This window comes from Staphylococcus sp. SA22 (assembly GCF_054165785.1).
On the sequence record NZ_JBSZQY010000006.1, the window covers coordinates 1 to 13,404 of the forward strand.

The following is a 13,404-nucleotide window of genomic DNA, read 5'->3' on the forward strand; positions in this document are numbered from 1 at the left end:
TAAAATTATCTATAGGTTTTTAAAAATTGTACATGTTTAAACAATCAAAAGTGTACATTATTAAATTATCATTTCCACTTGGAATTTATTTCACAAAAAATAGATGGCGATAAGTTAACCAAAGAAGATTCATTATGATTTTACTAATCAAAAAACGTCTACAAGTGTAGACGTTGAATGGTGGTGAGAGTGTGAGCGAGAATAAAGGAGAAATGATGACGCATAATATAGAAAAACGCATTAATAAATTAAAAACTTCTGGAAATCCAAAATTTAAAAAATTAGATTCAGATATTCACTATTTACTCAAGAGATTTGAAGGTGAAAAAAACCATAAAGGTTTTTATCCAAAGTTTAAACAAGGAGAAATAGTTTTTGTAGATTTCGGTATAAACGTTAATAAAGAATTCTCTAATTCACACTTTGCAATAGTGATGAATAAAAATGATTCTAATACGGAAGATATAGTAAATGTTATTCCCTTATCTTCTAAAGAAAACAAAAAGTATTTAAAGATGAATTTTGATTTGAAATGGGAGTATTATTTAAGATTGTTTTTAAATTTAATTAGCGCGCAAAATAATTCAGCTATATTAAAAGAAGTTTTCGATAAAAAATACCAAAAAAACAACACAGAATTCATCACTAAAGATTATTTTAGTGAATTTATATCTGATAGTTTAGAAATTGAAAATAAATTAAATAAAATTGACAGAAACATTAATAACATAGTATCAGCAATTGATAAGGTAAAAAAATTAAAAGGTAATAGTTACGCTTGCATAAATTCTTTCCAGCCGATTAGTAAGTTTCGCATAAGAAAAGTTTTACCCCAAAAAATTAAAAATCCAGTAATAGATTCTTCGGATATTATGTTACTGATAAATAGAATTAATAATAATATATTGCAGATTCCTGATATAAGATGATATAATTTTAATATATTAAAGGTTTATCCTTTAAAACACGTATATATTCGTTACCATTTTTGGTAATTAACCATGTAATCTTATAACTATAAGTGGCGTCTGTATTTTATACAGGCGTCTTTTTTTATACAATTTTCATGGGTAGCCCGCCTACCCTTATTATTTTTTGCCAATTTTGAGGAGGGAACGCATGAAAACACGTTGTTACGATGGTAAAAAATGGCAATATGAATTTAAGTATGAAGGAAAAAGATACCGTAAGAAAGGTTTTAGAACAAAGCGTGAAGCTAATTCTGCTGGACTAGACAAGTTAAATGAGTTAAGAAGTGGTTTTAATATAGATAACTATATAACTCTTGAAGAATACTTCGAAAATTGGATTAAAACGTATAAACAACCTGTTGTTAAAGAAAATACCTACCGTCATTATAGAAATGCATTACAACATATACAAAAACATAAAATAGGTAAAATGGAGTTATCAAAGATAAATAGACAAGTTTATCAGAAATTCATAAACGATTATTCAAAAGAACACGCAAAAGAAACTATAAGAAAAACAAACGGTGCTATTCGGTCAGCTTTAGATGACGCATTATATGATGGGCTTATTTTTAAAAATCCCGCTTATAAAGTTAATTATAAAGCCGGAAAACCTACGAAGTCAGAACAAGAAAAATTCATCTCGGTAACTGAATATGAAATACTAAAAGATCACGTCAGAAAGAAGAGAACTCGTTCATCATTAGCGCTATTCATAATGATTTGTACGGGTTGTCGTGTCAGTGGTGCAAGAAATATAAAGATTGAGCATATCAACCAAGTGAAAAACACTATATTTATTGACGAGCGAAAAACCGATACTTCCCCTAGATATATCAGTATCGCTAAATCTGATATGAAACACATTATGGACGTCATAAGTACATTTGCAATTAGCTATGATGGTTACATTTTCAAAGAAGCCGGATCTATAATTAACCTTCATGCTATCAATAATGCTTTGAAATCAGCCTGTAGAGTCAATAATATACCAATTATTACATCGCACGCATTAAGACACACTCATTGTTCTTATTTACTAGCAAAAGGTGTATCTATACATTACATTTCTAAAAGATTAGGTCATAAAAATATAGCAATAACTACATCCGTGTATTCTCATTTGTTAGAAGAAAAATTTAATGAAGAGGACAAAAAAACAACTAAAATTTTAGAAAGTATGTAATTTAGGGACCCATTAGGGACTCCAAACCCAATAAATACTGTTGTTACAAGGTTTCTATGTATCCAATCTGGATTCTGCAACATGATTGATACCTAACGCTTTTAAGCTTTCTACAATTGTACGGTCACCAGCTATGCACTTAATTACTGGTGTGAATTGCATATTTTTACTTTGAAAAACTGTTTGAAGTACTTTGGCGTTATATTTAATCTTCGATATATTTATGTTAACGTGTGCCATGTAGTACTACACCTCTTTTTTTATCGGATTATCTAACTCAATATTTAAATATTGCTTTACTTTATTTTCCATTCTCATATTTAACAACGCTTTGACAGTGATTGTTGGTCCAAACAAAATATCTTTTAACTCATTTGCATGTGGTAGTGTTGGGTTAATGGCATGCGCTACTACTTGCTGTACTATGTTAAATAATTCGGCTTCTTCAACACAATCATACTGATTAAAATGATGGATTAATTCTGCCATTTGATTTTGAATAACAGCATGTTGGAATTTTGCAATCACTGCATCTATAGAATCAGCTATTAAACTATCATTTGTAATTTTAATATCTGATACACGATGTTGTAATGTTTCTAAATCAATTCTAGAACCACCTAAATCTCTCACTAAAAATTGAATGTCAAAATGTGGCCCCAAGTTCACTACTGTATTTTGCATGTGTGCTTCTAATGCAATTCCATAATTTTGAATAAAAGCAATTAAAGGCGGGATTAATGCTTGAGAGTATCGTTCAATAAATGTCGTAATACTTTCTTTAGTAATTCCTTGATTTAACCACTCTAAGTAACTATCCACGATAACTTTTTGATCTATTGGATTTTTATTAACTAGACTTGCACTAACTACTGTTGCACCTTTTCCATCAATTTCAGGCTTTTGTCTTATAATACAAGCAAGCTGACGTGCCCTATCTTTATCAACATTTGCATATTCACCGAACGGTTCCATAGCAACTTTAAATCCTGGATATTGATTCAACATGTTTTGTAAAGCATAACTTAACTTTGGTCCATCTACAGTAGTCACAGTTGAGACTGTTCTAACGGCACTTGTTGCTTGTGCATCGACGGGCAACTTAACATGATATGGTTTATCAATTAAAGACATCGTCCTGAATGATAAAGTTGCTTTTGAAAGTATTGTAAACGGCGTTGGAATTAATATTTTTTTAGCAATCCATGCTTCAAAATATTTCCCTATCGTATGATCATATTGCCAAGGATGTACTAAAATCGCTCTATAGTCTTCACTTTTCAAACCTAAACTCTTCAAAAACACACGAATCTGATTGTAGTATTCGGGAATTATTTCATCAATAATAAATTGATCATTACCATCCATAGCTGTGCACACAACATGGTCTTTTTCAATCATCATAATTTGCAAAGGGATTTCTTTTTCAAACTCAGGTGCATATGCTCGTACTTCTTCCATAGTTAAGGGCAATTTCGTTTTGGTTAAAGGGTGTGTTGGATGCCCCTCTGGTACCAAACTCTCAGAATAAGTTAAATCATCTGTCTTATCACTATCTTTTACATGTTGTAACCATGAAAAAAAGTTAATATCTTGTGGTAATCTTGAAAATTTAAAACTTTGACTTATTAATGTTTGTCTGTGAGACATTTGCTTATATGTTTCAACTAAACTATCTCGACTGTGTATTAACTCTTCGCGTAGTCGCTCTGAAATAGGGATATCAAAGTCATGATTCAACACATCTAACAAACCTTCTAAAGTTATAATTAATGACGTTTCACCTTTATTTAAATAAGTAATATCACCTGTAAACTCATAGCGTTCTAATGCACTTTTTCTAACAACTTCAATAGTCAACACATGCATATGATACTGAATTTCAATTAAAGATTCTTTTTGTGAAATAAATGTTTGCTCGGGGTAAATACGTTCTTTAATAATGGCGTTAATTACACGATATTGAATATTTCTATCTGCCTTTGCCCATTCAAGATATACCATGATTACTTTCCTCCAACTTTAACTTCAACTTTCTATTTATAAAATAGAATACCATTGTAATGCATATAGTACTTATTCCCATTATTGAAAAAGTTCTAACAATGCCAAACACATCTGCACATATACTCATTAACAGACTTCCCAATGGAATCATACCTCTATCCATCATAATAATACTCAGTACTTTACCACGTTCATAATCTTTAACATTATTTTGAAAATAAACGCGATTTGTCGTACGTGCCCATTGACTAAATAACCCAATCAATGTAATACAAATGAACATGATGACAATATTGTGAAATACCACACCTAACAAAGCAATGCCAAATAATAATGAACTTAAATAATACATATTTACCATACCAATATATTTAAGTACTTTAGGTAAAACTAGCGTTGCAATAATACCACCAATGGCACACATCGTCATAGCGATACCAAATATTTCAGATTTCCCCGGAAATACTTTGTTTGTCAAAACTGGTAAAAGTGTCGTATATGAAAAACCTGTCGCCATAATCAATAATGATGTTATAAATATTTGTCGACCTTCCATATGTAATTTGAAGTAATCTATAATGACTTTTAACGGCATGTATCTTGTTGCATCTTCAGGTATTTTAGTTACTTTAAAATGTAATGGTAAACATAATAAAACTGCGATAAAATAACAAATTGCCTGTGCAAGAAATGTTGTTGGCGCATGATAGACTGCTAATATGACACCAGCAATGGCAGGCCCTATTGAACGACAAATATTAATGATGAATGAATGAAATGATACAGCTTGTGTAGTAGATATTTTATCTGATAAATCTGGTAAGATTGCTTGTCTTAAAGGTGTTTCAACCGCACTTAAAATCCCTCTTAATGTCGCATATATAATAATGACGCTAATTGGAATTGCAGTGAAACTATACGTAAGCACACATAAAATTGCAGTTACTAAAAATGATGATGAAATTGTAATTCTCAGCAATCGCCCTTTATCATATTTATCGGCAATTGCCCCTGCCCACACACTTAGTAATAATATTGGTACAAGTCTGCAAAAATTGACAATCCCCAGATAAACTGCGTTATGATAAGTGGTAAGCACAAACCAATTTAGCCCTATTTGTCCAATCCAATTACCTAGAAATAGTAGAAAAGAACTGCTAAAAAAATATTTTGTCATAAAACTTACACCCGCATTCTGTTGATAATAAGAATCATTATCATTAATATGGATTATACAAATCTATCTTGCTTTTGTAAAATATTTCATAGAGGTGAATTATGAACTTGAACTTAATTTTTAAAGAACAGACATTAAAATTTAACAAAGAAGAACAAGAAACATATTTATTTTTACAACAACATAATAACGATTGGGCTAATATTTTTAAAGAGATGATTTTACAAGGAAGAGATAAAGTCACTCAGAGATTAGTCACATCAATGCATCGCGAAAACTTAGTTAAAGCGCGCACTCAAAGTAAGAAAATATTGAGTCGTGATTTGATTATGTTAGATATCTCAACGACTCATATACTAGAAATCCAGTTCCCACAAGCTAAGCAAACATTATATGCTCCTATCACTGGAGAACACGCCTTTGATCGAATTGATGTTGAAGGCCCTTTCTACATTAAGGATGACATTACAAATACGATTACACGAGTACACCATCCAAATGAAATTCTTGAGTGTATTTTAATTGAAGCACCAGATTTAAAAAATGCTGCTAGTGATCAATTTCAGCAAGATTTAATAAACAGTGCAACTAATATGACATTTGCAATTAGCTATCAAGCACTGTCAATGCAACATGATTCTGCACCTTTATTTAATATTATCGAAAATAGCGAAGATAGTTACTTGCGTTCAGAGCAAGCCGTTATTGAAGGTCATCCGCTACATCCTGGGGCTAAATTACGTAAAGGTTTAAATGCATTACAAACATTCCTATATTCTTCAGAATTCAATCAACCTATTAAGTTGAAAATCGTACTGATTCACAGTAAATTAAGCCGTACTATGTCACTGTCTAAAGATTATGATACAACTGTTCATCAACTATTTCCGGACTTAATTAAACAATTAGAAAATGAATTTACGGCAAAGTTTAACTTTAATGATTATCACATTATGATTGTACATCCATGGCAATTAGATGACGTATTACATTCTGATTATCAAGCAGAAGTAGATAAAGAATTAATCATTGAAGCAAAACATACGTTGGATTATTATGCTGGTTTATCTTTCAGAACATTAGTTCCTAAATACCCAGCTATGTCGCCACACATCAAATTGTCGACAAACGTTCATATTACAGGTGAAATTCGTACATTATCAGAACAAACGACGCACAATGGTCCACTAATGACACGTATTTTAAATGATATTTTGAAGAAAGATGTCATATTTAAGTCCTATGCATCAACAATTATTGATGAAGTTGCTGGTATTCATTTTTATAATGAGCAAGACGAAGCAGACTATCAAACTGAACGAAGTGAACAATTAGGTACATTATTTAGAAAAAACATATACCAAATGATTCCACAAGAAGTCACACCAATGATTCCTTCAAGCTTAGTTGCAACCTACCCATTTAACAATGAATCACCTATCGTGACATTGATTAAACGTTATCAATCAGCTGCATCATTGTCTGATTTTGAATCATCGGCGAAATCGTGGGTTGAAACTTATAGTAAAGCATTGCTTGGTCTCGTAATCCCATTAGTTACTAAATATGGCATTGCATTAGAGGCTCACTTGCAAAATGCTATTGCAACATTCCGAAAAGATGGTCTATTGGACACGATGTATATTAGAGACTTTGAAGGTTTAAGAATTGATAAAGCACAACTAAATGATATGGGATACAGTACATCTCATTTCCATGAAAAATCAAGAATTCTTACTGATTCAAAAACGTCTGTGTTTAACAAAGCCTTTTATTCTACCGTTCAAAACCATTTAGGCGAATTAATTCTTACAATCTCTAAAGCATCAAATGATTCAAACTTAGAAAGACATATGTGGTGTATCGTTCGTGATGTACTAGATAACATCTTTGATCAACTTGTACTTTCGACACACAAATCTAATCAAGTAAATGAGAATCGCATAAATGAAATTAAAGATACCATGTTCGCGCCATTTATAGATTATAAGTGTGTTACTACAATGCGTCTTGAAGATGAGGCACATCATTATACTTATATTAAAGTTAATAACCCTTTGTATCGAGAAAATAATTAAAATTATAGAATTTCATTAATCATGAACTCAAGGATTACATTAACTTATTAAATACAATCTATACAAATGAGAGTATAACGCATCTCCCATATTCAAATTATTAAAAATCACAAAAAAGCTCGGCACTTAAATTGAGTGCCGAGCTTTTTTATCGAATAACTTATTGTAAACCTTGTCTTTCTTGGTTATTGTTTTCGTTATTTTTTTCGTGTTTTTGTTTCCACTCTTTTTGAGTCATTACATCGTCAACTTGCATGTTAACTTCAACTACATCTAAACCAGTAATATATTTAACTTGTTCTTTAACTAATTCAGTTACTTTACGGAAGATTTTTGGTGCTGATTCACCATATTCTAAGATTACTTTTAAATCTACAGCAGCTTGTTTTTCACCAACTTCAACAGATACACCTTGTGTAACGTTGTTGCCACTTGAGAATGCATTAGTGAATGTATCAGTTAAGCCACCTTTCATGTCTAAGATACCTTTAACTTCACGTGCAGCGATACCAGCAATTTTTTCAACAACTTCATCAGAGAATGTTAATTTATTTTTGAATTGAGGCTCTTGATTTTGTTCTTGTTGTTTTTGACGCTCTTCTCTTTCTTTTTCGTTAACACCAGTTTGATTGTCGTATGCTTGTTTTGCTTTATTGTTATCTACAGTCATAATAGATTCTCCTTTAACTTATTGTTTTTTTTATATTTTTTTAATTAAATTCTAAATTGATGAATTAACTCCATCTATTTAAAAAATTCATAAAATCTTGCTTACGGTCTTTTATATACCCAATACCCACACCAATTAAACATAAAACGATGATAAGTATTGTTTTCCAAAAACCTAACGTTAAGAATAATATCGCGATTAATAGAAACGCTAGGAAACCAACGATTCTCCATTTAAACACTTTTAAAAAATTAATCACTTGTTGTGTAGAGTCTTGTCCGTTTTGGTTATGATTGTTAGCCATGATATACCTCCCTTACAACACTCGTGGACCAGAAGTTTTCTGATCTCTCACATTAACTTCTAACTTACGTACTGGCATTTCTGTGAAATATTCTACATTCTTTTTAATATCCGCACGAATTGCTTCAGTTAAAGATTGTACTTGAACATTATTTGGTACGAAAAAGTCAGTTTTAATGTCGATATAAGATTTATTTTTTTTGTTATATAGTTTTGCAACTACATTCGGTTGTCTTACTTGGTCATATTTTGCAACTGTATCAAATGCAGTTTTTTCAACAGCTTTACGAGATACGTAAACATGACCATCATCGAAGTCTTTGTATAATCCAGGTTTTCGATGCGTAGGTTTGAAGATACTAAATACTAATATAAGACCTATTAATATCAATAGTGCAGCAAGTGAAATAAGTAATGGTTGGAACCATTCAAATTGAAGGAAGTAGTCTTGATATTCAGTTATACGTCCATCTTGGATATACATGAATAACAGGAACCCCACGATTACTACTATTAATAAGCCAAGGATAAAGTTTTTAAGTCGTTTCACCCCTAACGACACCTCCTTAGTTAAAGTTAATTTAAAAACATATTAAATATGTACCCATCAGATTTTTTCTTAAACATAATAAATTAATAACTATAAATTTATTTTTAATATATAAGATGAAGTACCATTTAGTAATATATTCCCTAGTTCAAATTAATGAAACCTAATTTTTAATTAATTTTCGTCAATATGTTTTGAAGAACGATATTCTAAAATATCTGGGTCACGATGTTTAATTAAAACCTTATTACTATTTCTCGGTTTCTCCTCACTCAAAGATTTTAAAAGCGACCATATCATCGCTATAATGACCACGGAAAATGGTAACGCAGCAATGATTAATAAATTTTGAATCGCTTGAGTACCACCTGTGTAAATCATGATGATTGCAAATAATGCCATAATGATACCCCAACTCACTTTGACAAATGACTTCGGATTAATATCACCACTTGAACTCAACATACCTAAAACATAAGTTGCCGAATCCGCTGATGTAACAAAGAAAATCATAATAACAAGTAAAGTAATTAAGCTTAATACAAAACCTAGCGGATAATGTTGTAGCGTTGCAAAAGTTGCCGTTTCTGTCGCAGCTTTAGCAATATCGGCAATATGATTATCTTGTAAGTAAATTGCTGACGCGCCGAATACCGCAAAGAATATAAAGCAAACTAACGCCGGGACAAAAAGTACACCTAGAATAAATTCTTTAATCGTACGTCCTTTTGACACACGTGCAATAAATATACCTACAAATGGTGCCCAAGATATCCACCATGCCCAGTAAAAGATTGTCCAATTTTGTAACCATTGGAATTTTTGACCACCAGACGGAATGCGTAAACTCATACTAAAGAAATTTGCAATATAATTACCTAGACCATTCGTAAATGTATTTAAAATGTAAAGCGTTGGCCCAACAATAAAAAGACCAATAAGTACTACAAAAGCAAGTGACATGTTGATATTACTCAACGTTTTGATACCTTTATCGATACCTGACCATGCTGACCAAGTAAATAATATGGTTGCAGTGACAATCAAGATTACTTGCATCGTGAAGTTACTCGGTACATTAAATAAAAAATGTAAACCTTCGTTTATTTGCAATGCACCGAAACCTAATGTTGCAGCAACGCCTGTTACTGTAGCTATGACTGCCAATACATCAATGGCACCACCTAAAGGGCCACGCATTGCTTTTTCACCTAATAAAGGCGTCAATGTAGCGCTGACTAAGCCAGGATATCCTTTATGAAAGCTAAAATATGCAAACACAAGCGCGACAATACCATAGACTGCCCATGCATGAATACCCCAATGGAAAAATGAAAACTGCATTGCATCATTAATTGCAGATTGCGTGCCAGCTTTATGAATAGGCGTTAATTTGAAGGCATGACTGATTGGTTCTGCCGTTGTCCAGAACACAAGTCCTATTCCCATACCAGCACTAAATAACATGGCAAACCATGATGGCAATGAAAATTCTGGGTCTTCACCTTCTTCACCTAATGTAATGTTTGCGTATCTTGAAAATAAAATATACACACAGACAAATAAAATAACTAAAACGAGCAATAAATAATACCAAGAAAAATGTAGCGCAATAAATGTAGTAATGTTTTGCGTGAGTTTTTCTAACTGTTTCGGAAATATGGCACCAAAAGCAACAAATATCGTACAAATCACTAACGATACCCAAAACACTAGACTTACTGATTTATTTTTCATAAATACAAACCCTTTCTGTGTAATGGTAAGTTCATACCCACAACTGTAACATTTTAATCATTTGTAATTTTATATAGACACAATTAATAATGCTTCATCTTTTAAAAATGATATATAAAACACACTCAAATTATTTATCAATGAACAACAAAGTATTTTATTGTGTTTAAGTAATGCCTTTCTAATGCATTATTGAATTGATACCTGCAAAGTTGCCATATTTCCGTTTAGAATCAATAGTCGCTAAACACAAAAATAAGTCGCCCTATACAGTATTTTCTGCATAAGGCGACTTTACTTACTAAACTATATATTAATTACTAATTTCCCAATCATTGACTGTTTTTCCAACAATTGATGTGCTTGATATAAGTTTTCAGGCGTTAAACCTTCAAAAACTTGTGTCGTTGTTGGTTGGTAATGTCCTGATTCTATATTTTTCGTAATATCTTCTAAATACTCATGTTGTTTAATCATATCAGGCGTTCGATGAATTGGACGCGCAAACATAAATTCATGTGTAAATGTTATACTTTTTAATTTTAATGCATTTAAATCTTGATCTTCATTAAAAGCTACGATAGTTGTAATATGCCCTAATGGTTTTATCAGTTCAATCATAGTATTGTAATACAAGTCTGTATTATAGGTGCAAAATATATAATCTACTAATGGAATTTCTTTTTCTTTAAATTGACGCACTAAATCCTCTTTATGATTCAATACGATATCTGCGCCCATTTTTTCACACCACTCTGTTGTTTCTTGTCGTGATGCTGTTGTAATGACAGTTAAACCATACCGTTTAGCAATTTGAGTGGCAATACTTCCTACACCCCCAGCGCCATTAACGATTAACACGGATTTACCTATATTTTCAGAAGGATTATGTGAAATTTTAAATGTATCAAAAAACGTTTCATATGCCGTAATACCAGTTAGCGGTAGACTAACCGCTTCATTAGCACTTATGTTGTGTGGCGCTTTTGCAACTATAGCTTCTGACACCAATTGATATGTCGCATTTGATCCTTGTCTATCTGGCGATCCAGCATAAAATACAACGTCACCCGGACTAAATAATGTAACGTCTGGTCCGATAGCTTCAACAGTACCAATAGCATCAAACCCAAGTACACGAGGTGCTTGAGTGACTTCCATTTGTCGTTGTTTTGTATCTACAGGATTTACACTAATGCTATTTACTTTGACTAAGATATCATCGTTTTCTGGCGTTGGCTTTCTTTGTTCGTATACTTTAAATAAATTTCCTTCTTCCAATTTAAAGGGCTTTTCAAATCCTATCATTTTCATATCGTTTCACCTCATTTATGAACTTATTTCTTATTATACAAAATAGAAGCCATGTGTGCTTGTATCGCAGCATCATGACTCCTTTTTCATTTGAATATATAAATAATTACAGACGACTTTCGTATTACATTTTAGACTTATTTATACCATGTTACTGAACAAATTTGCTTTAGATAAGAAAGTTATTAAATTTTGGTCAATTAACAAAGTTGGTTTGTTAAAACGTATACTTTATTATTCCGATACTTTAATAACTTGTTTACCAAAGTTATCGCCAGTAAATAAATTTTTAAATGCACGTGGCGCATTTTCAAAACCATCTTCAATGGTTACTTGTGACTGAATTTTACCTTCTTGAACCCATGTTGCAAGCTGTTCACTAGCTTCTTTAAAATCATTAGCGAATTCACTTACTAAGAAGCCTCTCATCATTACTTGCTTCTTAATAAGCGTACCTTGAATACGTGGTCCGATATCTGCTTCAGGATGATTATATGACGAAATTGCGCCACATACTGGTACACGTGCAAAACGATTTAAATGCTTAAATACTTCATCGCCAACTGTACCACCAACATTTTCAAAATAAACATCAATACCATCTGGTACTGCTTGTGCTAACGCTTCTGCAAAATCCTCTTTCTTATAATCAATACCAGCGTCAAAGCCCAGTGTCTCTGTTAAATAATTTACTTTTTTGTCGCCACCCGCAATACCTACAACACGGCAACCTTTAATCTTAGCAATTTGACCTACAACTGAACCTACAGCACCAGAAGCAGCTGAAACCACAACAGTATCACCGTCTTTAGGTTGTCCAATATCAAGCAGACCATGATATGCTGTTTGTCCTGGCATTCCTAAAACACTTAAATATAAATCAAGTGGTACATCTGTCGTTGGAACTTTAGTAATTCGATCCGCTTGGACATGATTAATGATTCGCCAAGGCAACATACCTACAACGACATCTCCTTTTTTATAATCTGCGAGTGTCGAATCAATTACTTTTGCAACGACATGGCTAACAATCGGTTTACCAATTTCAAAAGGCTGTACATACGAATCTGCCTTAGTCATACGTCCTCTCATATATGGATCCACTGAAATATACAGCGTTTGTACAAGTACACCATCGCTCTCAAGTTTAGGCGTGTCAATATCTTCAATTTTGAATGTATCCTCTTGAGGCATGCCTTCTGGTACTTTATTAAAAAGAATTTGTTTATTTTGCATCATTTATCACCTTTCTTTATTTGAAACTTTTACTTATTTGTTACTTAAGCGTTAAGTTTGAATTGTGTCTTCGTGATGTCTGTATGCAAATACATTCTTAGTTGTTATATTTTGACTTAAGCACTGATTCATTTAACTTCAAGTACATTATATTTGCTATAAACATAAATTAAAA

The 13,404-nt window shown here is 32.1% G+C and carries 11 protein-coding genes and 1 pseudogene; 3 read left to right on the plus strand and 9 right to left on the minus strand.

Annotated elements, in window-relative coordinates; genetic code table 11:
* The first annotated feature begins 215 nt into the window (after positions 1–215).
* A complete protein-coding gene (locus tag ACXQH5_RS06725) occupies positions 216–929 on the plus strand; it encodes a type II toxin-antitoxin system PemK/MazF family toxin (RefSeq protein WP_001549185.1) in 714 nt (237 codons plus the stop codon).
* A gap of 190 nt (positions 930–1,119) precedes the next feature.
* Positions 1,120–2,157, plus strand: a complete 1,038-nt coding sequence (locus ACXQH5_RS06730; RefSeq protein ID WP_000857198.1) for a tyrosine-type recombinase/integrase — start codon at positions 1,120–1,122, stop codon at positions 2,155–2,157.
* A gap of 60 nt (positions 2,158–2,217) precedes the next feature.
* Here ACXQH5_RS06730 and ACXQH5_RS06735 read toward each other — a convergent pair.
* From ACXQH5_RS06735 to sfaA, 3 genes and pseudogenes are all read right to left on the minus strand, one after another.
* Positions 2,218–2,397, minus strand: a pseudogene (locus ACXQH5_RS06735) (alanine racemase); the annotation flags it as partial.
* Positions 2,398–2,403: 6 nt separating this feature from the next.
* The gene (gene sfaB / locus ACXQH5_RS06740; RefSeq protein ID WP_000262626.1) at positions 2,404–4,161 is read right to left on the minus strand and encodes a staphyloferrin A synthetase SfaB; all 1,758 of its coding nucleotides are present in this window, start codon (positions 4,159–4,161) and stop codon (positions 2,404–2,406) included.
* Positions 4,148–5,341, minus strand: a complete 1,194-nt coding sequence (sfaA, locus tag ACXQH5_RS06745) for a staphyloferrin A export MFS transporter (protein ID WP_000170407.1) — start codon at positions 5,339–5,341, stop codon at positions 4,148–4,150. The genes sfaB and sfaA overlap by 14 nt, the downstream gene beginning before the upstream one ends.
* Before the next feature lie 101 nt (positions 5,342–5,442).
* On the opposite strand from sfaA, the gene sfaD reads away from it, so the two are divergent.
* Positions 5,443–7,419, plus strand: coding sequence for a D-ornithine--citrate ligase SfaD (sfaD, locus tag ACXQH5_RS06750; protein WP_001052549.1), 1,977 nt, complete (start codon positions 5,443–5,445; stop codon positions 7,417–7,419).
* 160 nt (positions 7,420–7,579) lie between these two features.
* Here the strand turns inward: sfaD and ACXQH5_RS06755 are convergent, their stop codons facing one another.
* From ACXQH5_RS06755 to ACXQH5_RS06780, 6 genes are all read right to left on the minus strand, one after another.
* The gene (locus ACXQH5_RS06755) at positions 7,580–8,089 is read right to left on the minus strand and encodes an Asp23/Gls24 family envelope stress response protein (protein ID WP_000215236.1); all 510 of its coding nucleotides are present in this window, start codon (positions 8,087–8,089) and stop codon (positions 7,580–7,582) included.
* Between the two features lie 64 nt (positions 8,090–8,153).
* Positions 8,154–8,393 carry a DUF2273 domain-containing protein gene (locus ACXQH5_RS06760; RefSeq protein ID WP_000002681.1) on the minus strand — a complete coding sequence of 80 codons (240 nt, stop codon included), beginning with the start codon at positions 8,391–8,393 and terminating at the stop codon, positions 8,154–8,156.
* A 12-nt stretch (positions 8,394–8,405) separates the two neighbouring features.
* Positions 8,406–8,942 (minus strand): alkaline shock response membrane anchor protein AmaP, encoded by a 537-nt coding sequence (gene amaP, locus ACXQH5_RS06765; RefSeq protein ID WP_000825818.1) that lies wholly within the window; start codon positions 8,940–8,942, stop codon positions 8,406–8,408.
* A 174-nt stretch (positions 8,943–9,116) separates the two neighbouring features.
* Entirely contained in the window at positions 9,117–10,679 is a 1,563-nt protein-coding gene (locus ACXQH5_RS06770) for a BCCT family transporter (RefSeq protein ID WP_458066928.1), read from the minus strand.
* 306 nt (positions 10,680–10,985) lie between these two features.
* A complete protein-coding gene (locus ACXQH5_RS06775) occupies positions 10,986–11,993 on the minus strand; it encodes a zinc-binding alcohol dehydrogenase family protein (protein WP_000781932.1) in 1,008 nt (335 codons plus the stop codon).
* A gap of 234 nt (positions 11,994–12,227) precedes the next feature.
* Entirely contained in the window at positions 12,228–13,229 is a 1,002-nt protein-coding gene (locus tag ACXQH5_RS06780; RefSeq protein ID WP_001180233.1) for an NADP-dependent oxidoreductase, read from the minus strand.
* Between the last annotated feature and the right edge of the window lie 175 nt (positions 13,230–13,404).

What these genes read in the sequence shown, in the direction of transcription:
- ACXQH5_RS06725 (WP_001549185.1), top strand. Translation starts at nt 216, where the DNA reads ATGACGCATAATATAGAAAAACGCATTAATAAATTAAAAACTTCTGGA.
- ACXQH5_RS06730 (WP_000857198.1), top strand. Translation starts at nt 1,120, where the DNA reads ATGAAAACACGTTGTTACGATGGTAAAAAATGGCAATATGAATTTAAG.
- sfaB (WP_000262626.1), bottom strand. Translation starts at nt 4,161, where the DNA reads ATGGTATATCTTGAATGGGCAAAGGCAGATAGAAATATTCAATATCGT.
- sfaA (WP_000170407.1), bottom strand. Translation starts at nt 5,341, where the DNA reads ATGACAAAATATTTTTTTAGCAGTTCTTTTCTACTATTTCTAGGTAAT.
- sfaD (WP_001052549.1), top strand. Translation starts at nt 5,443, where the DNA reads ATGAACTTGAACTTAATTTTTAAAGAACAGACATTAAAATTTAACAAA.
- ACXQH5_RS06755 (WP_000215236.1), bottom strand. Translation starts at nt 8,089, where the DNA reads ATGACTGTAGATAACAATAAAGCAAAACAAGCATACGACAATCAAACT.
- ACXQH5_RS06760 (WP_000002681.1), bottom strand. Translation starts at nt 8,393, where the DNA reads ATGGCTAACAATCATAACCAAAACGGACAAGACTCTACACAACAAGTG.
- ACXQH5_RS06770 (WP_458066928.1), bottom strand. Translation starts at nt 10,679, where the DNA reads ATGAAAAATAAATCAGTAAGTCTAGTGTTTTGGGTATCGTTAGTGATT.
- ACXQH5_RS06775 (WP_000781932.1), bottom strand. Translation starts at nt 11,993, where the DNA reads ATGAAAATGATAGGATTTGAAAAGCCCTTTAAATTGGAAGAAGGAAAT.
- ACXQH5_RS06780 (WP_001180233.1), bottom strand. Translation starts at nt 13,229, where the DNA reads ATGCAAAATAAACAAATTCTTTTTAATAAAGTACCAGAAGGCATGCCT.